Origin of the sequence: Microbacterium arborescens, assembly GCF_030369635.1 — a bacterium.
Taxonomy (GTDB): Bacteria; Actinomycetota; Actinomycetes; order Actinomycetales; family Microbacteriaceae; genus Microbacterium.
Window position 1 is genome coordinate 2,864,984 of sequence record NZ_CP128474.1, and the last position, 24,432, is coordinate 2,889,415.

At 69.0% G+C, this 24,432-nt stretch carries 20 protein-coding genes; 13 read left to right on the forward strand and 7 right to left on the reverse strand.

Going from position 1 to position 24,432, the window contains the following annotated elements:
- Positions 1-57: 57 nt before the first annotated feature.
- The 4 genes from QUC20_RS13495 to QUC20_RS13510 form a co-directional block, all read right to left on the reverse strand.
- Positions 58-1,440 carry a UDP-N-acetylmuramoyl-L-alanyl-D-glutamate--2,6-diaminopimelate ligase gene (locus QUC20_RS13495; RefSeq protein ID WP_289330207.1) on the reverse strand — a complete coding sequence of 461 codons (1,383 nt, stop codon included), beginning with the start codon at positions 1,438-1,440 and terminating at the stop codon, positions 58-60.
- 223 nt (positions 1,441-1,663) lie between these two features.
- Entirely contained in the window at positions 1,664-1,960 is a 297-nt protein-coding gene (locus tag QUC20_RS13500) for a DUF7882 family protein (protein ID WP_120265238.1), read from the reverse strand.
- 64 nt (positions 1,961-2,024) lie between these two features.
- Positions 2,025-3,485 carry a helix-turn-helix transcriptional regulator gene (locus tag QUC20_RS13505; protein ID WP_289330208.1) on the reverse strand — a complete coding sequence of 487 codons (1,461 nt, stop codon included), beginning with the start codon at positions 3,483-3,485 and terminating at the stop codon, positions 2,025-2,027.
- 237 nt (positions 3,486-3,722) lie between these two features.
- Positions 3,723-5,123 (reverse strand): HNH endonuclease signature motif containing protein, encoded by a 1,401-nt coding sequence (locus tag QUC20_RS13510; protein ID WP_289330209.1) that lies wholly within the window; start codon positions 5,121-5,123, stop codon positions 3,723-3,725.
- 565 nt (positions 5,124-5,688) lie between these two features.
- Between QUC20_RS13510 and QUC20_RS13515 the strand changes: the two genes are divergently transcribed.
- Together QUC20_RS13515 and QUC20_RS13520 are read left to right on the forward strand one after the other, a co-directional pair.
- The gene (locus QUC20_RS13515) at positions 5,689-5,994 is read left to right on the forward strand and encodes a hypothetical protein (RefSeq protein WP_289330210.1); all 306 of its coding nucleotides are present in this window, start codon (positions 5,689-5,691) and stop codon (positions 5,992-5,994) included.
- Between the two features lie 23 nt (positions 5,995-6,017).
- Entirely contained in the window at positions 6,018-8,000 is a 1,983-nt protein-coding gene (locus QUC20_RS13520; protein ID WP_289330211.1) for a sigma-70 family RNA polymerase sigma factor, read from the forward strand.
- Positions 8,001-8,040: 40 nt separating this feature from the next.
- Here the strand turns inward: QUC20_RS13520 and QUC20_RS13525 are convergent, their stop codons facing one another.
- Positions 8,041-9,567 (reverse strand): SulP family inorganic anion transporter, encoded by a 1,527-nt coding sequence (locus QUC20_RS13525; protein WP_289330212.1) that lies wholly within the window; start codon positions 9,565-9,567, stop codon positions 8,041-8,043.
- A 136-nt stretch (positions 9,568-9,703) separates the two neighbouring features.
- Between QUC20_RS13525 and QUC20_RS13530 the strand changes: the two genes are divergently transcribed.
- Complete coding sequence (locus tag QUC20_RS13530) at positions 9,704-10,081, forward strand: MerR family transcriptional regulator (protein ID WP_120265234.1); 378 nt, start codon at positions 9,704-9,706, stop codon at positions 10,079-10,081.
- 39 nt (positions 10,082-10,120) lie between these two features.
- Here the strand turns inward: QUC20_RS13530 and QUC20_RS13535 are convergent, their stop codons facing one another.
- Positions 10,121-10,387 carry a hypothetical protein gene (locus QUC20_RS13535; RefSeq protein ID WP_120265233.1) on the reverse strand — a complete coding sequence of 89 codons (267 nt, stop codon included), beginning with the start codon at positions 10,385-10,387 and terminating at the stop codon, positions 10,121-10,123.
- Between the two features lie 79 nt (positions 10,388-10,466).
- Between QUC20_RS13535 and QUC20_RS13540 the strand changes: the two genes are divergently transcribed.
- Complete coding sequence (locus QUC20_RS13540; RefSeq protein ID WP_289330213.1) at positions 10,467-11,222, forward strand: SDR family NAD(P)-dependent oxidoreductase; 756 nt, start codon at positions 10,467-10,469, stop codon at positions 11,220-11,222.
- Between the two features lie 110 nt (positions 11,223-11,332).
- Complete coding sequence (locus tag QUC20_RS13545) at positions 11,333-11,788, forward strand: MarR family winged helix-turn-helix transcriptional regulator (protein WP_289330214.1); 456 nt, start codon at positions 11,333-11,335, stop codon at positions 11,786-11,788.
- Positions 11,789-12,249: 461 nt separating this feature from the next.
- Here the strand turns inward: QUC20_RS13545 and QUC20_RS13550 are convergent, their stop codons facing one another.
- Positions 12,250-13,956 (reverse strand): LuxR family transcriptional regulator, encoded by a 1,707-nt coding sequence (locus QUC20_RS13550; protein ID WP_289330215.1) that lies wholly within the window; start codon positions 13,954-13,956, stop codon positions 12,250-12,252.
- 255 nt (positions 13,957-14,211) lie between these two features.
- Here QUC20_RS13550 and QUC20_RS13555 point away from each other — a divergent pair, with 255 nt between their 5' ends.
- From QUC20_RS13555 to QUC20_RS13590, 8 genes are all read left to right on the forward strand, one after another.
- A complete protein-coding gene (locus QUC20_RS13555; protein WP_289330216.1) occupies positions 14,212-15,693 on the forward strand; it encodes an outer membrane protein assembly factor BamB family protein in 1,482 nt (493 codons plus the stop codon).
- The gene (locus QUC20_RS13560) at positions 15,686-16,924 is read left to right on the forward strand and encodes a hypothetical protein (protein WP_289330217.1); all 1,239 of its coding nucleotides are present in this window, start codon (positions 15,686-15,688) and stop codon (positions 16,922-16,924) included. Before QUC20_RS13555 ends, QUC20_RS13560 begins: the two co-directional genes overlap by 8 nt.
- A gap of 253 nt (positions 16,925-17,177) precedes the next feature.
- The gene (locus QUC20_RS13565) at positions 17,178-18,752 is read left to right on the forward strand and encodes a sugar transferase (protein WP_289330218.1); all 1,575 of its coding nucleotides are present in this window, start codon (positions 17,178-17,180) and stop codon (positions 18,750-18,752) included.
- Between the two features lie 26 nt (positions 18,753-18,778).
- On the forward strand, positions 18,779-19,888 hold the full coding sequence (locus QUC20_RS13570) for a glycosyltransferase (RefSeq protein ID WP_353105709.1): 1,110 nt from the start codon (positions 18,779-18,781) through the stop codon (positions 19,886-19,888).
- Positions 19,872-20,960: a glycosyltransferase family 4 protein gene (locus QUC20_RS13575; RefSeq protein WP_289330220.1), complete on the forward strand. Its 1,089-nt coding sequence runs from the start codon at positions 19,872-19,874 to the stop codon at positions 20,958-20,960. The genes QUC20_RS13570 and QUC20_RS13575 overlap by 17 nt, the downstream gene beginning before the upstream one ends.
- Before the next feature lie 34 nt (positions 20,961-20,994).
- Positions 20,995-21,900 carry a glycosyltransferase family 2 protein gene (locus QUC20_RS13580; RefSeq protein WP_289331526.1) on the forward strand — a complete coding sequence of 302 codons (906 nt, stop codon included), beginning with the start codon at positions 20,995-20,997 and terminating at the stop codon, positions 21,898-21,900.
- A gap of 355 nt (positions 21,901-22,255) precedes the next feature.
- Positions 22,256-23,170, forward strand: a complete 915-nt coding sequence (locus tag QUC20_RS13585; protein ID WP_289331527.1) for a glycosyltransferase family 4 protein — start codon at positions 22,256-22,258, stop codon at positions 23,168-23,170.
- 245 nt (positions 23,171-23,415) lie between these two features.
- On the forward strand, positions 23,416-24,276 hold the full coding sequence (locus QUC20_RS13590; RefSeq protein ID WP_289330221.1) for a hypothetical protein: 861 nt from the start codon (positions 23,416-23,418) through the stop codon (positions 24,274-24,276).
- Positions 24,277-24,432 lie beyond the last annotated feature (156 nt).

Consider the following 24,432-nt stretch of genomic DNA (forward strand, 5'->3'; position numbering starts at 1 on the left):
GCCATAACCCGAATGAAAACGCCCGCCGTTTCCGGCTGGACGCGGTGCTGGATCGAACTACCGCGCGTCGGGCAGCAGCGCGTGCCGCTCACGCCAGGACCGCAGCGCGCCGGCGGCGATCGAGACGTCGTCGGACGCGACGGCGTCGTCGCCGACGATCTGCACCGATTCGTGCCCCTTGCCGGCGATGAGGATCGTGTCGTCGGGTGCGGCTGCGGCCACCGCTTCCGCGATCGCCGAGGCGCGGTCACGGATGACGCGGACCCTCTCGAGCGAGCGGAACCCGGCGAGGATATCGGCGACGATCGCGTCGCCGTCCTCGTGATGGATGTCGTCGTCGGTGACGATGATCGTCTGGGCGATCTCTTCGGCGATGACCGCCATCTCGGGTCGTTTGCCGCGATCGCGGTCGCCCGTGCAGCCGAACACCACGCTCAGTCGTCCGGGACCGCTCGAGAGGGCGATGAGCGCCTGGCGCAGCGCGTCGGGCGTGTGGGCATAGTCGACCACGACGTGCGGACCGACCCCGGGCGAGACGACCTGCATGCGGCCGGGAACCCGGCGGATGGCGCGCACCGCTGCCGCGATCGCGTCGGGCGCGGTGCCTTGCGCGTGGAGGACGCCAGCCGTCATCGCGAGGTTGTCGACGTTGAACCGGCCGATGAGCGGTGAGGCGACGTCGTAGCTCTCACCGTCGATCGTCAGGATGAAGTCGGCGCCGTCGGGGCGCACCCGGATGTTCCCGGCGCGAACCGTCGCGGTCGGCGCACCGACCGTCGATACCCCGACATCGGCCAGCCCGGCCGGCAATGCGATGCCCGCGACGTAGGGGTCGTCGAGGTTGCGGACTGCGGCCCGGACCCCGCGCAGGCGGAAGACGCGCTGCTTGGCCTGCCCGTAGGCCTCCATCGACTCGTGGTAGTCGAGGTGGTCGCGGGTGAGGTTGGTGAACGCGGCGATGTCGAAATGGCATCCGTCGACCCTCCCCTGCGTGAGCGCGTGCGAGCTCAGCTCGATCGCGACCGCGTCGGCGCCCGCGTGACGGATGTCGGCGAGGAGTTCGTGCATGTCGACCACCGACGGAGTGGTGAGCGAGGTCTTGGCGAGGGCGCCGAACAGGCCGGCGCCGAGCGTGCCGATCGTGGCCGCGCGATGACCGAGGATCTGCCAGCTCTGCGCGAGCAGCTGCACCGTCGACGTCTTGCCGTTCGTGCCGGTCACCCCCACGAGGGTCATGTTCGCAGACGGGTGTCCGGTGTACTGGTCGGCCAGGCGCCCGATGACAGTCGTCAGGTGCGGGATGCCGCGCACGCGGTCGTCGACGTGGGTGACGCTCGCGTCGGTCAGGACGAGGGCCGCGCCGCGTTCGAGAGCCTGCGTGATGTGCTCGCGCACCCGCTCGTCGCGGCCGAGCGCGACGAAGACGTCGCCGGCTTGCACCGTGCGACTGTCGCCGCGCAGGCGTCCGCCGGGTACGTTCCCCCCGGCGACCCCCGTCGCCCACCATTCGGGGTCGAGGTTCCGACCCTGCCCAGCGTCCTGCATCTCCCGCCCCACTGCTCTCTGACCCGATGGTCCCCGGAACGGGCGGTAACCCGGAGCAAGGACTCGATGGAGTCTGAGATTGGCACTGTAACGTAAGCGCCGCTTAAGCCAGCGGACATCAGCCCTGGGGTTCGGGCACCATCCGCAGGCCGTCGGCACTGTTGGCCGATTCCATGAGGGCGTCGATCCACTTCGGGTTGATCTGCGGCTGCCGGCTGCCGGCGAACTGGAACTGCACCGAGATCGTGGGGTGCAGCCAGAAGTCGCGGCGGCTCGTGCCGTGGGGCGAGGTCGTCTCGAACATCAGCGGTTCGCCGCGCCGCAGCTTGGTCATCAGGACCAGCCGGAGGTGCGCGAGCGCCCGATCGTCGATCTCGACGAAGTTGGCCGCGTTGTCGTAGAAGAATCTGCCCACGGGCAAAGCTTAGGTGGCGGTGGGGCGCGCGGGGGCGGCGGCTATCATCCGGCGTGGGCCGGGCTCAGAAGAAGAACCCGTGCCGTTCGAGCATGCTGACCGCCTCGCTGCGGCTCGAGACGCCCAACTTGGCGTAGAGCGAGCGCAGCTGCGACTTGATCGTGTTGATCGAGACGGTGAACTGGTGCGCGAGTCCGGCGTACGTCTTGTCGTCGCGCAGCGCCATGGCCACGGATCGTTCGCGGGGGGTGAGCGCGGGAAGAGCCTGCCTCGGCGGGCGGGAGTCGCGAAGCCGCAGGGGCTCGATGGCCGCGCTGATGCGTGCGGCGAGATCGGGGCGCCGGTCGCGGAGTCGGTTCTCCAACGGGGCGAGCTGCGCGTGCGGGATCGTGACGAACGGCGCGATGAGGTCGCCGGTGTGCAGGGCGAGGCCGCAGGCCTCGTCGAACAGGGCGTCGGCGGCGTCGGGCTGCTCGAGGCGGTCTCGCGCCACGGCGCGGCGCACCAGGACGATGGCGAGGGTGCGCGGGCAGTGCTCCGCGCCGAGCGCGAGGCAAACGTCGGTGGCATCGAGTGCGGCGCGTTCGTCGCCGAGCGCGAGGTGGGCGGCCGCGCGCTGCGCCTCGAAGCACACGGTGTGGCTCGGTGTTGACGTGGGGCCGTCGAGCAGGGACAGCGCTCGGCGGGCAGCACCTTGGGCCAGGGTGGCGTCCGCGAGGGCGGAGAGCGCGAGCTCACGGATCAGCCGGTGGCTGAGATGCGACCAGGCGCCGCCGAGCGCCGTTCGCAGGCCGGCGACACCAGCGGTGAGGTCGCCGACGATGACGTGGGCGAGGGCGTCCGCCGTCGCGGCCGCGTGCTGCGCGTAGGGGTCGCGGGGAGCGCGCGACCGTAGCGCTGCGGCAGCGCGCGAGACGCGGGCCGCGTCGAACGCGCCGACCGCGAGAAGGATGTCGGCGAGGGCGAGGGCGTAGTCGGTGTCGGCGACGTTCCAGCGGTTCGCGCGCCCCAGCTCGGCGCACATATTGCGGGATCTCGCCGCGGCGTCGAACTCGCCGTTCACCGCGAAGACCAGGGTCTGCACGGCCGCGGCGCGGTAACGCACGGCGTGGCTGTCGGCGAAGGTGAGCGCTCGCGATGCGTAGAGGCCGGCATCGCGCGGGCGTCCTGCCGCCGCGTACACCTCGGCCACCGCCGCGAACAGCGATCCCAGCGCATCGAGCCCCAGCACGGCGCGGGCCCGCAGACGCCCCTCGGTGAAGTGGCCGTCGACGAGGGCGAGCGCGCCGTCGAGGTCGTCGAGTCGCACGCGGGCGATGAGCATCCCTTCGAGCAGGTGCACGTTCGACTCGGTCCACAGTTGCGGCGTCGCGCCGACGTCGAGCGTGCGCAGCCGCGCCAGGTCGACCTGGGTGGGTCGCCCGGGCCGGGCGCCGGGCAGACTGCCCGCGACGACGCGATGCGCGGTGGCCCGCAGCTCGTGGGTGCGGCTGGGATGCGGGATGGCGCGGCGCTCGATCGTCACGATGGGTCTCCGGAGTGTCTGGATCACGCGATGCGGTCGTCGCATCGTCATATGAGGGACGCCGCGAGGCCCGCATCGTGACGCGACTTCACGAGATCGCTTCGCGGCCCGCGAATGCTCACGTGCGAACGGAGAGCACCGCCGGCCGATACTCCCCAGGGACAACGCCGGCCCAGGGGCCACGCCGAACCCCGAGGGGCAGTGCCGAACCCCACGGGACAACGCCGAACCCCACGGTCAGAAGGGTGGTGGTTCGTGCGACGGCGCTCCGCCGGTCCGGCCATCCGGTGGCGGGTCCACCGTGCCGGTGGTGAAGCACACGGCCGGCGTCGGTACGTCTTCGCGGTAGACCCGCCCCAGGGGCGAGGTCCATTCGAGGACCCCGCCGCCGATCTGCCGCACGTCCCATCTCGTGAATTGCTTCATCGAATGGTGCCGCTGGCACAGGTGGGCGAGGTTGTGGAGGTGGGTGTGCCCGCCGAGGGCGTAGTCGATGGTGTGGTCGAGTTCGCACCGGATCGCGGCTCTGCGGCATCCGGGGAACCGGCAGTGCTGGTCTCGGGCGGTGAGGAGCTTCTTCATCGCGACGGTGGGCCGGTACGTGTCGATCTCAACCGGGGTGCGGGTGATCGGGTCGATGAACAATCGATCCCATTCGGAGACCTGCGCGGCGAGCTGGCGGGCGGTGTCGGCATCGATCAACCCGGCGCCCACGGCCTCGGCCGGGTGCTCGTCGTCGCCGGTCAGGGTCTGCGCGGTGACGGCGACCTGGACGCGTGCGCGGATCGCCCCGAGCCCACCGGCCCGGTCTGTCCCGTAGGTCGGATCGACCACGGGTGCTCCGCTGAGGACGAGGTCGCCGAGGATGTCAGCCCGCAGCTGATCCATCGTCCTCGCATCCGGCACAACCTCCGAACCCGCACCGCCCGCGGCATCCGCGCCCGAACCGCCAGCCCCCGCAGCATCCGCACCCTCCGCCCGGGCGTCCTTCACCGACTGTCCCATCTGCGTCAGCCGGTCAAGCATCCCCGCAGCGATGACGGTGGGCAGGTTGGCGACGAGGTTCGACATCCCGTCGGTCCCGTGGAACACCCGCACGCACCGCTCCGCCGCCGCAGCCGTGTGCCGCTCCGTGAACGATCGCGGGTGCACCCGCGCCGCCAACGCGTCCAGCGCGCCCCGTACGCGTGAGGGCACATCCCGCTCGCACACGCCGATCGCAGCCTCCGCGAACTCACCGCGCACCTCGTCCGGCAGCCCCGCCCCGGCCTTCACGACCACATCGACGTGTCCGCGTTCGATCCGCCGCTCCACCCACGCCGCGAACACAGCCGGGTAGTCATCGATGACGGTCATCGCGTGGTCGATCTCGCCCTGCAACCGGCGGTCGGTCAACCGCGCCATCCCGGCAGCTTCAGCCGCGACCGACCGCAGTTCCATGTCGGACGCCATGCCCCGCACCCCATCGCGCCGGGCCTCCCGCAACGCCGACCTGCCCAGGTCAGCCAACGCACGCATCCGCGCAACATCCGCGGCATGCGAGAGATCGAGCGCTTCCGCGTACCTCGCGAACGCGAGCACCTGTGGGGGCGCGGAGTCACCGCATCGCACCTCGCCGCTCCCGTAGTTCGCTGCCATGTTCCCATTGTGGCAGCGAGGTACGACATCGCGATCGAATCTCTGTTCGATCACAAAAGTCAGCGAACGGCGCCACGTGGGGAGGAACCAATGGTCCCACCAGGGCGCCATCCCACCCTCACCATCCCGCGACCACCATCCCGCGACCCCCACCCCGCGACCCCCACCCCGCGAAACCCACCCCGCACCCGATCTCGCCCGGCAAGGAATTCCGCCTTTTCGCGTCACGATTCGCCATCGCCGGTGTCTCATCAGCATGCACGCTGCGACGAACACGCTCCCGGCGCCTCCGGCGACGAGAAGCCGGACCCGGACCCGGCCCTCCTTCCGACGCGCCGGCGACCGCGCCCGCACCGGCGCCCGCAACCGCCGGCACCAGCTGAACCACTCCCCCGACCAGCCCCACACCCCTACGCACCACTATCCCCGGACCCCGTCCGCGGCATGTCTGAGCACGATCACCTTCCGGTCAGCCGCGTGTCCGATCGGTCGCATACGAACCCGCCGAAGCAGCACTCCTGCCGGAGCGATCCGCCCGGCCACGGTCGAGATCAGCGGCGCGACCGTGCGGGTCACTTGGGGTTGGTCGAGCACCCGCGAACACTCGTGGCATCGCCGCGATGTCGGGTTCGTGTGCTCGTCGCGCGTTGCGGACGACGACAGCGCCACTGCCCGCCTCATTCTCATCACCGACAAGTCGCGCGGCGACGCGGTGATCGCCACTCTCGCCTGCGACGGCTTCTCACCCGAGGTCTACGCGACTCTCACCCGTCATCTGCGCAACGTCGAGGCGATCGGCGATGCCGAACGATCCGACCCGCTCGCCCGGCTGGGTGCCGGACCGTCCGCCTACCCCCACATGTCGCGATGACGACGGCGCCGCACCGCTTGAGGTTGGCGTCTTCCGACGACAACGAGCCGCGCACACCGACCGCCGCAGCGTCCGATGACGAGCTCGTCGAGCGCGCCCGGAATCATGATGAACGCGCCTACGGCGAGCTCTGGCTGCGCCACTCGGCCGCCGCTCACGCCGTCGCTCGCGCATACTCGTCGCTCGATCCCGATGATGTCGTCGCTGAGGCGTTCGCCCGCATCCTGTCCGCCATCCGGCGCGGTGGCGGGCCTTCGATGGGGTTCCGACCGTACCTGTTGACGTCGGTCCGCAACGTCGCCCACAAGTGGGGCGCGCAGCAGCAGCAGGTGTACGCCACCGACCTGGAGGATGCCGCCGACGAGACGGCTCCCGACGCCGAATGGTCGACGATCGCGGGCTTCGACTCGAGCGCTGTCGCGTCGGCGTTCGCGACCCTCCCCACCCGCTGGCAGGAAGCCCTCTGGTACAGCGAGGTCGACGGTCTGAAGCCGCGCCAGTTCGCACCGCTGCTCGGTCTCGCCCCGAACGCGGCATCCGCTCTTGTCGTGCGCGCACGGCGCGGTTTCCGCGATGCGTGGGTGTCGGCGCAGCTCCGCCGCGCCGACAACGAGGAGTGCCGCGAGACCCTCGAACTGCTCGGGGCGCATTCGCGATCGGGCCTGTCGCGGCGCGACACGCGGCGCGTCGAGCAGCACCTCTCGACGTGCGAGGGATGCGCGCTCGCCTGGGTCGAGGCACGCGACGTCTCATCGCGGCTGGCGCTCGTGCTCGTTCCCCTCGTGGTCGGCATCCCGGCTGCCGCGTCGTACACGGCGTGGACGCAGTCGGGTGCTGCGCAGGTCGCGACCTTCGCCCTCGGCCCCGCAGGTGCGACGGGCGCGACCGGCGGCACCGGCGCCGGCATCACCACCAGCACCCCGCGCGGCACCACCACGGGCGCACCGACCTCACGACGAGCCGCACGATCCGCCACGCGGTCGGGATGGCGTCGTCCCCTGTTCGTCGTCGTCGCTGCCGTCGCCGCGGCGGGAACGGCGATCGCCGTCACCCTGCCGCTCACCGAACCGACGACTGCTCCCCCGCGGGCGACCGGGTCAGAGCCGCACCCGCACCGCACATCGTCCGACGCGCGCGCGGCCGGCGCTGTGTCTGAGAGCCCGACCTCCGAGGCGCCCCCGGTCGCCGAACCGCCTGCGCAGCCGCCGCACGACGCGACCCCTGACGCGCACGAGCGCTCTGCGCCCAGCCCTCGCCTCATCCCCGCGCCGAACGCTCCCTCGGTCCCGAGCTCGCCTCGACCGCAGGCAGACGCTACGGCTTCACCGAACTCTCCCGTCGATACCGGCACCTCGGAGCACACCCCGACCCCCACCCCGACGCCGAACCCCACCCCGACTCCCGGCACCTCGCAGCCGCCCGTCGTCACCGCGCCCGCCGCGCCGACGATGACGGTCGACAGCAGCGCCGGGCCGAGCGTCTACCCGCTGATCTCGGGCACGGCGACCCCCGGCGCGGTCGTCGAGGTCATCGACGAGAACGGCACGGTCTGGGCCCGCACCGAGGCAGACGCCGACGGCGCGTGGACGGCATCCGACCTCTCGGGCGGACGCGACCAGACGGATGCCGCGGCCTACCTGCCCCCGGGCCGGCATGCGCTGTCGGCACGGCAGCGCGTCGACGGGCAGCTCTCGTCGCTCTGCCCGCCCGCCGCTGTGACGGTGTCGCCGCCACCGACGTTCACCGCTCCCCTCGCGAGCTCGTCGGTGCCGGCATCCGGGTTCGACATCGGCGTGACGGGTCAGCCGAACCTGGTGGTCCAGCGCGCCCGTGTCGACGACGCCGCACCTTGGCGCGACGACCTGATGCGCCTCGACGCCGACGGGACCTTCGTGTCGCGATACATGGTGCCGGCACCCGGCCCGGTGACGCTCGCGGTGCGATACATCGATCCCGCCACGGGCCGCTTCGGTCCGCCGTCGTTCGTGTCGTTCACCACGTTCTGATCGGCGGCCGCGACCGGATTCCGCACCCCGGCCCGCTCGATCAGGACGCGCCGACGTTGCCGGTGAGGCGTCCGTGCAGAGCGGATGCCGTGGCGTTGAGACCCTCGATCGTCACGGTCTTGCCGTGCCGCTCGTACTTGTTCACGACAGCGTCGAGCGCGGCCACCGTCGAGGCGTCCCAGACGTGCGACCGGCTCATGTCGATGATGATGCGCGCGGGGTCGTCGGCGTAGGCGAACTGCGTGGTCAGGTCGTTGCTCGACGCGAAGAAGAGTTCACCGTCGACCTCGTAACGCGCCACCGGCTCGTCACCGGCCGAGGCGAGAGTTCGGGTGACCGTCACGAAATGCGCGACGCGTCGGGCGAACATCACCATCGCAGCGATGACGCCGAGGATGACGCCGACGGCGAGGTTGTGGGTCCACACCGTGGCGACGACCGTGATGACCATGACGGCTGTCTCGCTCTTCGGCATCCGCCGGAGGGTCGCGGGCCGGATGCTGTGCCAGTCGAAGGTCGCCACCGTGACCATGATCATGACCGCCACGAGCGCAGCCATCGGCATGATCGCGACGACGTCGCCCAGGACGAGCACGAGGATCAGGAGGAAGACACCGGCGAGGAAGGTCGAGATGCGCGTGCGCGCCCCCGACGCCTTCACGTTGATCATCGTCTGGCCGATCATGGCGCACCCGCCCATGCCGCCGAACGCGCCGGAGAGGATGTTCGCGGCCCCCTGTCCGAGCGCCTCGCGGGTCTTGCGCGAGCGGGTGTCGGTGATGTCGTCGACGAGCTTGGCCGTCATGAGCGATTCGAGCAGCCCCACGACCGCCATCGCGAGCGCATAAGGAGCGATGATGCGCAGCGTGTCGAGCGTCAGCGGAACGTCGGGCACGAAGAGCGCGGGCAGGCTCGACGGCAGCTCCCCCTGGTCGCCGACCGTCGGCACCTGCCAGCCGAACGCCACGACCGCCGCGGTGAGCAGCACGATCGTGACGAGCGGCGCCGGGATCACCTTCGTCAGCCGCGGCAACACGACGAGGATGACGAGCCCCGCGGCGACGAGCGGCCAGACGAGCCACGGGATGCCGTCGCCGAAGAGCTGAGGAAGCTGCGCGAGGAAGATGAGGATCGCGAGCGCGTTGACGAAGCCCACCATCACCGAGCGCGGAATGAATCGCATGAGCTTCGCGACGCCGAGCACCGCCAGCACGATCTGGATCGCGCCGCCGAGCAGGACGGTGGCGATGAGGTAGTCGACGCCGTGGTCACGCGCCACCGGCGCGATGACGAGGGCGATCGCACCGGTCGCGGCCGTGATCATCGCCGGACGGCCGCCGAGGAAGGCGATCGCGACCGCCATGATGAACGACGAGAAGAGCCCGACCCGGGGGTCCACTCCGGCGATGATCGAGAACGCGATCGCCTCGGGAATGAGCGCGAGGGCGACGACGAGTCCCGCCAACACCTCGCGGGTCAGGAGCCGGGGGCTGCGCAGAGCCTGCAGGACGGTGGGTTCGATGCGGTAGCGCGCGGCGCTGTCGCGGGCGGGGGTGACGGCGGTCACTCGGTGCCTTTCGGTCGGTGCCTCACCCGAGGTGGCAGGCGATCGCATGGGCGCGCGCAGCGGCGACTGCCGGGCGCGGGAAGAATGGGGGCGGCGCACGATGCGCCGACGAGAATCTAACGTAACGTGAGGTTTGATGGCGAATCGCGATGAGGTCACCATGCGCATCGGAGAGGTGACCGAGCGGACCGAACTGTCGTTCCGCACGCTCCGGCACTACGACGAGATCGGCCTCGTCACCCCGTCGGCACGCACCGAGGGTGGCTTCCGCCTCTACACCGAGGACGACATCGCCCGAATCCTGTTGATCCGGCGCATGAAGCCCCTCGGCTACAGCCTCGACGAGATGCGCGAACTCCTCGACGTCGTCGAAGCCCTCGCGGCCGCACCCGACGACGTCGAGCTGCGCGACCGCCTGGACTCGATCCGCGCGGGCGCCGCCGAGCGTCGCGAGAAACTGACCCGCCAGGTCGCGATGGCCGACGAATTCCTCGAGCAGCTCAGCGACATCTGACCCGAGGATGGCGAGGATGGCGCCGCCCGCCCCGGCGACTCAGGCGTAAGCGCGGTGCACATGCCACCCGCCCTCACCGCAGTACACATCGAAGACGAACGCCTCACCGTCCGAGTCGGTGGCCTGAAAGCGCCAGCCGTAGAGGCCGCGCCGCCGGTCATCGTCCGCGGCGAGCGACCATACCGAATCGCGCAGCCGGGTCGGGATGTCGCTGACGGTCCAGCGCCGACCCGCGTAAAACATCCGCGCGGGGATGTCGTCGACGAGCCAGAGGGTGACGTCGTGTGCGCTCGTCGTATCGGTCATGACACACGAGGATAGAACACATCTTCGATCGTTGCTAGACGCTTCATCCGAACGGACTTTCGGTCAATACGCTGGCGGGATGGATCTGCACAGTCTCTTCGGGCTCTCCGGCCGACGCGCCCTCGTGACGGGCGGGAGCTCGGGCATCGGCCGCGGGATCGCCCGGGCGTTGGCCGCGGCCGGCGCCGAGGTCATCGTCGCGGCACGCGGATCGGACCGCGTCGACGAGACCGTCGAAGAGATCCGCATGGAGGGCGGACTCGCGGCGGGGATCGTCGCCGACCTCTCGTCCCGCGCCGGCTGCCACGAGCTCGCCGATCGGGCCGGCGACATCGGCATCCTCGTCAACTCGGCGGGCATCAACATCCGCCCTCCCCTGGCAGAACTCGACGAGCAGTCCTGGGATGCCACGATGGCGGTCAACCTCGACGCCCCCTTCATCCTCGGCCAGCGGCTCGCGCCCGGGATGATCGAGCGCGGTTACGGCCGGATCATCTCGATCAGCTCGCAGCAGGCGAGCCGCGCGTTCGCGTCGAGCGGTGCCTACGGCGCGTCGAAGGCCGCCCTCGAAGGCCTCGCCCGGTCGCAGGCGGAGGCGTGGTCGGCATCCGGGGTGACGTCGAACGTGCTGGTCCCGGGCTTCGTCCTCACCCGGCTCAACGAACGGCTCGCGAGCGATCCCGACGTGGTCACCGCTCTCGCGGCCCGCACCTTCGTCGGACGCAACGGGCGGGCCGACGATTTCGCTGCCGCAGCGATCTTCCTCGCCGGACCGAGCTCGGCGTACGTCACCGGTCAGGCGATCGCCGTCGACGGCGGGTTCTCGGTCCACTGAGGCATACCTTCCTCTGCCCGTACCAGGTGAGCGCTCCCACGGGAAGGGCTCCCCTTCGCCGGATCGCTCGGACAGACTGAGCCGCTAGGCCGATCAGTACGGGAGTCGTCATGACACTGCAGGGTGAGACATCGTCGGCGTCGGCAGTCCTCGATGCGCTGTGGGCCTACGAGGCCGCGGAGGGAGCCATCCGGCTGCGGCTGCGCGACTCGATGCTGGTCTGCGAGAACGACCTCATCGCACTCGAGAAGCTGATCGAGGCGCAGGACTGCGACATCACCCTCACCCCCTCGAACATCACGCAGGAGCTCGGGATCTCATCCGCGAGCACGACCGCCATGCTCGATCGCCTCGAGCGTTCCGGGTATCTGCGACGGCAGCCGCATCCGTCCGACCGCCGCAAGGTGTTCGTGACGCTCGGCGACCGCCCCGTCGAGAGCCTCCGCCGATCCGGATCCGACGTGCAGCACCGCGTCGAGGACGTCATCGCCGACATGCCCGCCGGGTCCGCCGCCGTTCTCGTCGACTTCCTCTCCCGCATGCGCGTAGCCGCCGAAGCCGCCTGACACCCCTCGGCCGCGGCGCGTGCCGCGTGCCGCGTGCCGCGATGCAAGGCATCCGATCCGACACCCCGGTCCGGATGCCGCGGCCGCGGCGTGTCGCCCACGATTCCTAGCATCCGCGCACGCGGGCAGCACGACAGATCTGCCCGGCGGGCACCTCAGACGGCGGCGGTGGATGCCCGCACGACCAGCTGCGGCTCAACGATTAGATGATTCGGTCGCTGTCCGTCGACACATCGAGCACGTCGGGTTCGAGTCCCGCTTCGCCCATCGCGTCGCGATAACCGCGCTCGCGATCCACCGCCTCGTTGCGCGTACCCGGCCCCGCGATGTGGAGGATGGCCGCCGCGGCCCGCGATGCAATGCATCCGATCCGACACCCCGGCCCGGATGCCGCTCCCCCGGCGCGTCGCCCACGATCCCTTGCACCCGGGCACCCGGCAACCCGGGCACCCGCCCACCCGTCAGCGCCTGCCGCCGAGAACGCGCGCGATCTCGCGGCGGCTCGACACCCCCAGGCGGCGCATGATGTTGGCCACGTGGTAGTCGACCGTCCGTTTCGACAGGTGCAGCAGCCCGGCGATCTCACCGCTCGTGTAGCCCTGTCCCACCGCGTCGGCCACCTTGCGCTGCTGTTCGGTCAGTCGCGCGGTCGGGTCGGCGCCCCGTGACCCGCGCTGCATCTCGGTCGTCGTCGCGGCGACGGCCTCGTCGTAGCGACGCGCGAGACCGACCGCGCCGAGCTCCAGCAGTTCGGCGCTGGCGTCTTCGTAGACGGCGAGCGCGCGCCGCGGATCCGGCCGTCCCCGAGCACCGAAGAGGCTGTAGTGGATGCCGGCGACGACGCGCACCCATGCCCGCCCCAAGGGGTCGTGGTCGAGCGTCAGCAGCCCGAGGGCGCGGTCGACGGCGGTCGTCGCCTCGGCGTAGCGCTCGTCGTGCTCGGCGAGGATCGAGACGAAGGCCCAGGCGTACGGGCTCGCATCCGACCCCGGTTGCGCCATCCATGCGGTGACGCCGCGCCTGACCTCATCGACACGGCCGAGATGCCACGAGGCGAGCGAGTTCAGCATCCGCCATTCGTCGTCGCGGTACGGATGCCGGTACCCGGGCTCCGCGGCGTCCTCGAGGGCACGACGCAGTCCGGCCCAGTCGCTCAGCGAGATCGCCATCATGATGCGCGCGTGGGTGATGACCATCTGCGCGAGGAACGACGGGGTGTCGCGGCACAGCAGCGCGGCCCGGTCGAGGACGGGCCGGCTCGCCGCCATGTCGCCTCGGAGCGCGAGCAGCAGCCCGTGCACGGCGAGCGCCTGGGGCTCGAGCCAGTCGTGCTCGATCAGCCCCGACGGGGGCGCCGTCGCGCGCACGACCTCGGCGGCATCGCGCCACCATCCCTGGCGCACACGCACGAACGCGAGCTCGACCTCGGCATGGAGACGCACCCCGTGCCGCCAGGCGGGCGCGAGCCGGGCTCCGCGGGCGAGGTTGAGCGCGGCTTCGCCGAGACGCCCCGACAGGTGATCGACGCTGCCGAGGCACACGAGGGCGAGCGCGTGGAGGTCCGACAGGCTGTTACGCATCCGCAGCGGGGCGAGGGTCTCGGTGAGCACGCGGCGGGCGGCATCCCCCGCTTTCGTATGCTGCTCGACCATCGCGTCGAGTCCGAGCAGGTCGAACGGCACATGGGCGGGAGCCGGCACCCGGCCCTCGACAGCGGATGCCGCGGCCATGGCCGCGCGGGCCGCATCGATGCACCGCCGCGCGTTCACCCAGGATGCCGAAGCGACGCTGCCGGTCGCGAGGTACGACAGCAGCATCGGCAGCAGCATCCCCTCGCTCTCCAGCGGGTCGATCGTGCCGCTCTCGGCAGCCTCATCGCTCTCGGCCAGGGTGAGGATGCGGAGCGCGGCGCCGTCGAGGTCGCCGGTGCCGATCTGCAGCATGGCCAGCACGCCCTCGCGCAGCACCCCGTCGGGCAGAGCGGCCACATCGTCCCGGTGGGCGGCGAGCATGTCGGCGCGGTAGCCCCGCATCCCGATCGAGCAGGCCAGCGCGAGGCCGTCGGGATCGCCGGCGTCGTGCGCGGCGAGCGCGGCGCGGACGGCGGTCTCGGTCTCCCGACGTCGCCACGCGGTGCGGGCCTCGTCGAGAAGAGGGGGTCGTGGCATCCGCCGCCCTTCTGTCGGCGTTCATTCTGCCAGGTGCGGGACCCTTTCCCCCGTCGTAGGCGATGCGCAATCGGGCCGAGTGTTCGGCTACCAACGCGCGATCCCGACTCTCCTTCGTCCATGACGCGGCCGGTCGCGTCGAGAGCACCGCAGGCCACATGCCATATGGCATGCCACCGTCTTGCCGCCCCCTCACGAGCCGGGCGTTCCCTCGGTAGGGTGCGGGCAGGTCGCACCGACGAAGGGAGAGACAGCGTGGGCGGACCCTCGGAGCGCACGGATCGCACCGCTCGCCGGGCCGTCGGCGTCGCTCTCGTCGCGGTCACGGCTCTGCTCGTCTCGGGCTGCACCGGCGCACAGCCCGAAGAGGCGTTCTCACCACGCTGGGAGACGACGTTCGACGTGACGACCCGGGTGGTGGCATCCGGCGACGGAGTCGTCATCGTCGCCTCGGAACAGGGGCAGACGCTCGCGGCGCTGAACACGCGCAACGGCGGCACGAGGTGGAGCCTGCCGTTCGCCCCGATGCCTTCTGCCGTCACGGTGCGCGGCGATGTCGTGACGGTGCAGCAGCGGCTCGAATCGGGCGTGCACGTCTCGGCGGTGAGCGCATCGACCGGCAACCCGATGTGGAATCGCACCGCGAACGGCGGCTCTGTGATCGGCGCGTTCTCCGATGGCCGGGTCGCCACGATGCGTGACGACGCCGTGTCGATCACCGATGTGGCGAACGTCCGCACAGCCGAGCCGTGGATGCCGCAGAAGTCGTGCTCCGTGGGAGACGCCGAGCTCTCACCCGGCAAAGAGCCATGGTTGGCGGTTCTCGAGGTGTGCGACGAAGAGCCGTCTCACCTCGTCCGTTTGGATGATTCCCTGCGAGAGGTTTGGCGTTCGCCGACCGCGACCGCGACCCGGTTCGACTTCATCGACGGCCTCGCGGCGGCGAGCGACGACGGGGCGAACCTGTGGATCGTCGGCGACGACGGCACGCTCGTCCAGACGCTCTCCGGCTCGATCCCGCCCGGCACGGACGTGGTGCACCGCACCTTCGAGAACGACGTCGTCGCGGTGTCCGGCTCGGGTGAACTGCATCCGACTGCGGGCTACCTGCGCGTGAAAAACGCGTCTGATCTCGCCGTGCTGAGCGTGGTCCGCGCCGGCGACGGGCCCGACACGGCGTTCGCGACGGTCGTCGGCCGCGCCGGTGAGCTCACCCCGCTGACGGGTGACGACTACCTGCTCTCACGCCAGGTCGGCGGCGCGACGGTATTGACGCTGTGGCGCTGGCAGACAGGCGGCCCGCCGCCCGACGACATCCGCTCGTGGCCCGGCAGCTTCGCGGTCCACGCCGGTTCCGCCGGACGCCTGACGGCGACAGCGGTCGGCGACCCAGGCGATCTCGACTTCGCCCTCGTCGACGATGCCGCCGGTGCACGCTTCGCCACGGTTCACGCCGCCGCCCTCGCGACCGCCGCGTCGGCGCGTACGGCGTTCGAGCTGACGAGATCGCCCGACGACACGACCGACGACACGACCGACGACACGGCGGGCGCCGCACCTGACGCCACACCGGATGCCGCGGCGACCGTCCGTCGCGCAGACGGAACGATCACCGCGGTCCGCGGCTCGTGCCTGGTGTCCGTGCGTCTGGACGCAGCGCCCCTCGCCGCCGACGATGAGGCGACTCTCCTCGACGCGATCTTCACCGCAGAGACCACGGGAGCCTGCGATGAGTGAAGCGAAGGGACCCTCTCGCTGGCTGCCCGACGAGCCGCGCAAGCGCGTGGTCGTGGCGGTGGGCGGCATCATCGGCGCCCTGATCGTCGCGGTCGTCGGCGCCCTGATCGGGGTGTTCGGCGAGAACATCCGAGCCGCCACCGACGACTGGTTCGCGAAGCCGCCCGCTCCGGGGCAGCCCGTGCAGATCCGGGTCGCAGCGAGTGGCATGTCGGCGGAACGTCTGTACGCGGTGGCCGAGGCCGATATTCAGTCCGCCGCCGTCGTCGGCGAGATCGTGTCGGGGGTTCGTCCCGCCGCAGCGATCCCCATCGGTCGACGGCTCGACTCGTGGACCCTCCGCGCGACGGGCAGCGAGCCGGTCACGCTCCTGAGCATCAGGGCGGTCGATGTCACCGCGTCGCCCGCGCACGACGACGTATTCGTCGACTTCGGGACCGGCGGCGAGGGCGGTGGCGACGACGTGCCAGAGGTCCACAGCCTGGATCTCGATCTCGCCTCGGGCGACTTCACCGCCGCCGACGGCCAGCCCTCCTTCCGGTCGCAGGCGATCACGGTGCGGAACGACGTCAGCACGGTGCTGCACATGGGAGTGATCGCGCCGGGCGGGTACTCCTACACCTGGATGCTGCGCCTCGACATCGAGACCGCCGACGGCGAGCAGTCGCATCTGTACGCCGGCGCGTCGGGCGAGCTCTACGCCGAGAAGGCGGCGGTGCCGCGCGGAGACGTATTCGAGATCACCGCGCGGTCGGCCGAGTACGACCGGCGCTACATTCCGGACGGTGCAGGCCTGATTCAGCTCGCGCCGTCGGGAGAGCCGGAGGCGCAGCATCCCCCCGGCACGCCGCCGGAACTCGCGGGTCGGTGGTGTCCGCTCACAACGAGCGATCCGTGCATCGACACGACGACCATCGCCGCGGAGTACCCGCAGTCGAACATCACGAGCATCACCGGCCAGGTCTCCGGTGCGACGGACTACCGCGTCTGCTTCCGCACGGATGCGAACGGCGCCTGCCCGATGGCCGATGCGATGTTCCTGCGCTACTTCCCCGTCGACGCCGATTGGGACTGCGGCGCGCACGCGTCATGGCTCGGTCGCTGCGACCCCGATTTCTCGGCCGAACACGACCTCTCGCGAGAGCGGGTGGTCAGGCTGCTCAACCACCAGCAGGGCGACAGCTATGTCGACACCCCGCCGGCCTACCGCGACCGCTCGACGGGAGGGTGAGGCCACGACGCGCAGAGCCCTGGTACGAAATACGAGTCGCCCGCTCAGGTTCGAGCAAATTTTTTCCACGCTGATCAGTGCATTTCAGCGGGTGTCCACCGGATGGCCTACTTAAGCCGCGCCTATGAAACCGATACCATCGGCACGGGAGGGGCGCCCGTTAGCTCGGTGATCCCGATTTCACATGCGCGACACACGCGCGGCGTACGATCCCTCTCCCAGCAACTCATCGCGAACCGCACGGGAGGATGTCATGCCGTACGACTCCCCCACTGCGCCTTCACCGGCTGCCTCGCCCGCTTCCGACACGTTCGGTGCGCCGTCCGCATCCGGCGCGTCCGCGGATCGCGACGAGCACCCCGCCGCGGCTCCGGCCGCGTACCGCGGTCCTCGTGATTGGCGACGCCGGTACGCGTCACTGCTGCGGCTGACGGATCTGCTCGTGCTGGTCTGGGTCGTCTACGGAACGCAGATCGCGTGGTTCGGCTTCGGCAACGCGGAGGTGTCGATTCGCGAAGACTCGCGCATCACCGACATCTCTTACTGGCTCTTCTCCGGAGGCCTGGTCGCCGCGTGGATGTGGACGCTCAGCCTCGCCGACACCCGCGACCACCGCATCATCGGCGCCGGGGCGGAGGAGTACGCGCGCATCGCACGGTCGAGCCTGTCGCTCTTCGGCGTCATCGCGATCCTCGCCTTCCTCGCGCGAGTCGACGTCGCCCGCGGATTCCTGCTCATCAGCCTGCCCGTCGGCATCGGGATGCTGCTGTTCTCGCGGTGGCTCTGGCGCCAGTGGCTCGTCGCGAAACGATCCGTCGGCGAGTACTCCGCGCGCGTGCTGCTCGTGGGGTCTGAGGCATCCGTCACCTACCTTGCACGCGAACTTCAGCGCACCCCCGGCTCGGGGTACCGGGTCGTCGGGGCGTGCGTTCCCTCGGGCCGTGTCGCCGGCACCGTGGAGGGCACCGACATCCCCATCATGGGAAGCGTGGATGCCGTCACCCAGGCCATGGCCTCCACGGGAGCCGACACCGTCGCGGTCACCAGCACAGACGAGCTTCCGCCCGACAAGGTGAAGCAGATCTCGTGGGGCCTCGAGGCCGGCCGCCAGCATCTCGTGCTCGCGCCGAGCATCGTCGACATCGCCGGCCCCCGCGTGCAGACGCGGCCCGTCGCGGGCGTGCCGCTCATGCACGTCGAGACCCCGCGCTTCAGCCGGGGTCAGCTCTTCTTGAAGCGCACGGTCGACATCGTCGCGAGCGCGATCGGCGTCGTGGTGCTCAGCCCCGTGCTGCTGTTCCTCGCCCTCAGCGTTCGGCTGTCGAGCCAGGGTCCGGTCTTCTTCCGGCAGACGCGGGTTGGCCTGCGCGGGCGAGAGTTCACGATGCTGAAGTTCCGCACGATGGTCGTGAACGCCGAAGACCTGCTCGAGGCTCTTGCCAAACAGCAACGGGATGCCGGTAACGAGGTGCTCTTCAAGATGAAGAACGACCCGCGCGTCACCCCCGTCGGCCGCGTCATGCGCAAGTTCAGCCTCGACGAACTGCCCCAGCTCTTCAACGTCATCGGCGGATCGATGTCGCTCGTCGGGCCCCGGCCCCCGCTGCCCTCCGAGGTCGAGCGCTACGCGGACCACGTGCACCGCCGGTTCCTCGTGAAGCCCGGCATCACCGGCCTGTGGCAAGTGAGCGGCCGGTCCAGCCTGTCGTGGGAGGACTCGGTGCGCCTCGACCTGTCGTACGTTGAGAACTGGTCGCTTGTGAGCGACCTCGTGATCGTTGCAAAGACCGCCCGAGCCGCTCTTTCGCCCGGCGAAACCGCTCACTGACCACCCGACACTTCTCCAAGGGACGCATGCCTTCTGTCGCGATCATCGGTACTAGGGGTTACCCGAGTTTCTATGGAGGATTCGAAACCGCGGTCAGGCGCCTGTCACCTTTCCTCGTCGATCACGGATGGGATGTCACGGTTTACGGTCGGCCAGGCGCGGTTCGTGACGATAGCGCCGATCGAGACCCGCGCGTTCGGAGCGTGACGACCCGCGGCGTGGAATCCAAGTCCCTCAGCACTCTCTCGTACGGCCTGACGGCCACGATGGACGCGGTCGTGCGCCGGAAGCCCGACGTGGCTCTCGTGATGAACGTTGCCAACGGCTTCTTCCTGCCGATGATGAAAGCGCGCGGCATCCCCACCCTCGTCAACGTGGACGGCATCGAGTGGGATCGCGATAAGTGGGGCCGCGTCGCGAAGACCATGTTCCTTACGGGGGCACGACTCACGGCTCGGTTCGGGACCAACCTCGTCTTCGACGCCCGCGCGATCGAGCACCGCTGGAAGCAGCAGTTCGGTCGGGATGGCGTGTTCATCCCATACGGCGGGACGGATCCCGGGCCGCTCGAAGTCCCGCTCGGGTTGCCGTCACGGGGCTATGCGCTGATAGTCGCCCGATTCGTTCCGGAGAATAGCGTTCCCGAGTTCCTCCGCGCCGCACGCCAGATCGCCCTCAAACACCCGGTGGTCATCGTGGGCTCCAGTGGCTACGGGGGGCAGCTTGACGAGGAAGCAGAGCAGTTGGCGGCTTCCTCGCCGAACGTTCGGTGGCTCGGCCATCTCAGCGACGATGCCCTTCTCTTTGCACTGCTCCAACACGCTGGCGCCTACTTCCATGGGCACAGTGTTGGCGGCACTAACCCGGCTCTCGTCCAGGCGATGGCGTGCGGAGCGCCGATCGTGGCGCGTGACACCGTCTACAACCGCGAAGTCGTAGGCCCCTCGGGTACGTTCGTGCCGCCGGCCCCCGAGGCCATCGCGGCCGGGGTTATCGCAATGATGGAGTCGCCCGAGCGACAGGAAGAGGCAACGGCGTCCGCGCTGAGCCGAAGCGAAGAGTTCTACACCTGGCAAGCGGTCTGCTCAAGCTACGAGCGGGCGTTGAGGGAGTTGCTGGATGCGCCTGCTCTTTGACGGGTTCTGGTGGGTGCGCGGTCCGCTCGCGAATCAAACTGTGATGCGGGAGTTCGTCCACGCTTGGTCGAGGGCATTTCCCGGTGACGAACTGCTGGTGGCGATCCGCCGCAAGCACGTTGCGATGTTCGAGGAACCCGAAGGCGTCCGACCGGTGACGACGAGACTTGGCCCCCAAGCAGTCTCGAACGCCATCGAGCTTCCTCTGCTTGCTCGGCTCCATCGTGCGGACTTCGTCGTGAGCCACAACTATGCGCCGATCACCGGCAGATCGTTGGTGTTCATCCACGACCTTCTCTTCGAAGACAACCCCCAATGGTTCTCGCTGAAGGAACGGGTCTACTTCTCTCCGATGGCGGTATTGGCGCGGCGGGCTTCGATCGTGGCGACGTCTTCAGAGACTGAGGCAGCCCGCATGCAACGCCTCCACCGCGAACTCGCGCCTGTGCTGACGACCGGGCTCGGCGTTTCATCTGGACTCACCCATGCGACCGCGCGCCGACCGGCGGGTTTACCGGAAGTCGCCAACTTTGTGCTTTCGGTCGGGCGCCTGAATGCACGCAAGAACTTGGCGACGGTCATCGCAGGCGCCATGCGAAGCGCGAGCATCACAGCCAACCGACCTCTCGTGATCGTCGGCAGCGCGGAGTATTCGGGTGCCCAAGCAGACCTGCCGCCCGCCGTCGCGGAATTCGTCTCGGACGGGCGCCTCATCTTCTTGGGGCGGGTGTCAGACGGCGAACTTCGCTGGCTGTACGAACGCGCAGATTGCCTCATATACATGTCGTTGGACGAGGGTTACGGCCTGCCCCCTGCAGAGGCGCTGCACTTCGGAGCACCGGTGATCGCATCGGACATTGCTGTGATGCGCGAGACCGTGGGGCGTCGAGGGGCGTTGGTGCCGCCGGACTCGGCCGAGAAGCTGGCTGCGGCGCTGGAACGTATCGCGCCTCGCACGACCAGCGCTCCAGCGACCACGACCCGCGACGCAGAATTGCAGTGGGAGCGAGCGGCCGGGTCTATGCGTGCGGCGATGCTGTCCTTCGAAGCCGGGAGAGAACACAATGCCTGACGGCGCCCACCGCCGGCCCCGCCTTTCCGTCCTGATGGTCACGTACAACAGCGCGGAAGTAGTAGCGGCGTCCCTCAACGCACTCCCGGCAGACGTTGAGGTCATCGTCGTCGACAACGCTTCCGCGGACCACACACGGTCCGTGGTGCTCGACAACCGCCCCGATACGGAGTGGGTGCAAACGGGAGCGAACCTCGGATTCGCGCCGGCGGTGAACATCGCCGCGAAGCGCGCCCGGGGCGAGTTGTTCCTCCTCCTCAACCCAGACGCAATGATCGCGGAACGCGCCATCAATGACGTTTTGGCCGTCTTCGACAAGCATCCCGACGTCGCGGTCGCCGCGCCGATAGTCGTCGAAGCAGGGGGTCACCTCACCACGATGGCCGGTGGTTTCGAACCGACTATTTGGCGCATGTTCACGCACTCCAGCGGCCTATCGCGACTAGCCAAGAAGATACCCCTCCTACGTGGCCACTACCTTCTGCAAGGCCAGCAGAAGCGCGAAGGGCTTACCGACCTCGACTGGGTATCCGGCGGCTGTCTCTTCGTGCGTCGATCCGCCTGGACGGAGCTCGGCGGTCTCACTGAGCGCTGGTTCATGTACGCCGAAGACGTGGAGTTCTGCTTGCGGATCCGGGATCAGGGGCATCGTGTCGTTCTGGCACCTTGGGCCGAGGCTGAACACGCCGTCGGTGGCAGCAGCTCCGGCACGAGTGCTGTGCGTACACAATGGCTCGAGAACCTCTTCGACCTGTACCAGATGCGCTACCGGGCCGGCTTCATACGTTCATGGATCTGGCGATTCGTCGTAGCTGGAGGCTATGCCGCACGCGCACTGGTGCTGCGCGTGACCTTCTCGGCTCGGGGAGATCGAGCTGCGCACCAGCGCTTCGCCTCGTACGCGCGCGCCATCGTGTCCTCGAAAAGACGTGGCGAATGACAGCGGGGTCGCACACGGGGCTCAGCGGGATTCTCAGCAGCATCTCGGTAGGTTTCGCGTCCCCCGGGTTGCGCGCGGGGCTCCGAATCGGCCTACTTCTCGACTACAGAGACTCTGCGGGCCCGGTCGCGCTCTGGAAGACGGCCCGATTCGATTGGGTCGAGAGTTCGCTTCGGGTCGCCCGCCGTAGCGTTGGACCAGCCACTTTCGTACTTCTTCTGCGGGAGAAAATATGATCAACCACCTTGAGGTACAGTTCCCCGGCAGCGTCGATGCGGTTGCGTGGGAACAGGCGCACCGCGAAGGGTCCAGGCCCAGTCGCTGGCCCTACGGTCTGCACAGCCTCGTGACCGAGATGGCGGAGGATATGCGGGTGAGCGTTGGATCGACACCGCCCTCGTCGTACGTAGCACTGGCGCGCGCCCAGTTCGCAAGCAGGCCCCCCGCGCTCGCCGTCGCGAAGGCCGCCCTCACCTGGGATGAATGGTCAGCGACGCGAGTCATCTCGGCGAATCTAGACACGCCCGTGCTCTCGGGAGTCATCTGGGCGACTGATCGACCCACATCGCGTCGCAGAACGGCGCAGCGCTTGCTGATGCAGCGTATTCTTCGGCGCGCCCGAGGACTATGGGTACTGAGCGAGGCTCAGCTGCCTCACCTCCAACAATGGCTAGGGCCCGGGGCGCCCACGTCGAGATATATACGGTTTGGTATTGACGAGGACTTCTTCCAGCTCGCGGACTACCCAAGCGATCCTCTAATTGTCAGTGTCGGCGGCGACCGCGACCGCGACACCGCCTCGCTCTACAAGGCTTTGGGTTCCGTAGCAGATACTCACCCAGCGGTCAGAGCGATTGTGCAAACGTCTTCTCCCTTGCCTCCACCGCCCAACACCACGGCGGTCCCTCATCTGTCCCACATCGAGCTCAGAGAGTTGTATCGGCGCGCGACAGTTGTCGTGGTCGCGACCCTGCCGAATTTGCACGCGTCGGGTATGACGGTTTCGCTCGAAGCGATGGCCACGGGGCGACCGGTCGTCATCACGGCGACACCCGGACTCGAGGATTACATCGAAGACGGAGCGACGGGAACCCTGGTTCGGTCCCACGAACCGCAAGGCTTAGCCCGCGCGATCTCGAGATACCTCGACGCCCCCGCCGCAGCAGCCGAGGCGGGGAAGATGGGCCGCGAGAAGGTGCTTCGCGACCACCGAAGCACGTCGATGGCCGCCGAACTAGCGAAATTCGCTCGACAGGTTTTGAGGAGTTGAGCCTTGCTGGATCAATTGGCCGCTCACGTCGCAAGCTCCGTCAGAAGACGCATACTCGCGATCGCAGTTTTCTTCGCTGTCCCAGTCGGTGAGCGGCGCGGACTGAGTATTGAGTTACGGGTCATGGTGCAAGGCGCGCATCATCTCGAATCGCGCGTGTTGATCGGCCCCAGTGTGCGTGTCCACACGGGCACTCACCCCACATCGGACTCGGGTCCGCGCTCAGGCGTTGAGGGGAGCGCGAGGTGCTGACAGTTTTCGTGCGAGCGACGCCCAAAAGTAACGGGAAACCGCGGCCCGACTGGTATTCGAAGGAGATCTGCATCGCGTCGGTGCTCGACTCTGCAGAGCAAGCGCGTGCCAATGGCCGAGTCGTGAGATGCACTCTGGCCGTTGATACGAGTTCTGGCCTTGCGCTTCCACCGGGCCTCGCATCATTGACTTCCCGGTTCGATGACGTGCTGGAAATCGACGGCGGATCATCGATGCGTTCATGGCGGGCCTTACTTCCGCATGTCGAGCACGCGGCTCGACGCTCCGCACTTCGTGCTGCGGCTGATGTGATCTACATTGTGGAGGACGATCACCTTCACCGGCCGGGAGCACTGACGGAGTTGCTATCGACAGAGGCCGACTACCGCTACCTGTACTGGACCGACGACGACCGAGCCTTCGGCTCGCGGCGCACGGCAGATACCACGACTCCACAATGGGTGCCGATCGAAAGCGGCGTGTCCAGCTTTGGAGTGACCGCGCGGGCGTTCATGAGGGACCGGTGGTTGCACCGTGTCTTCTCCTACGGCGGTGGCTCGTGGGACGAGCTGATCTGCCGAGCTCTCGGTGGCGGCGCCCGTCGTGTGTATGGAAGCGGCCTGAAGTACGTTGCGTGGCCACTGACCCGACGCTCCCCGTGGGGGATCCGACGGTTGCCGTGGGCGGCCTGGCACGCGACGTTTCGTGCCATGTCGTTGATCGTCGCGAGCGCTCGCAAGCCCGCGACGATAGTGGGGAGCCAGCCGCCGCAGTCCACCCACGCCGAGCCAGGACTGATCGCGCGCGGTTCCGATTGGTCGCAGATCGCCAACTCCGTTAGATCGACCGAGTGAAACACACGCGCGCACGCAGGCGCCAACTTGATGGCCACCACACCTCTGCCACTACAACTTCGACAATCACAGAAGCGCAGCTCGTGCAGCGAGATGGGGCTCCGAAGGACCTATCTATTGGCAGGACCGCCGGCCGTATACGTGGTCTCTCATAGC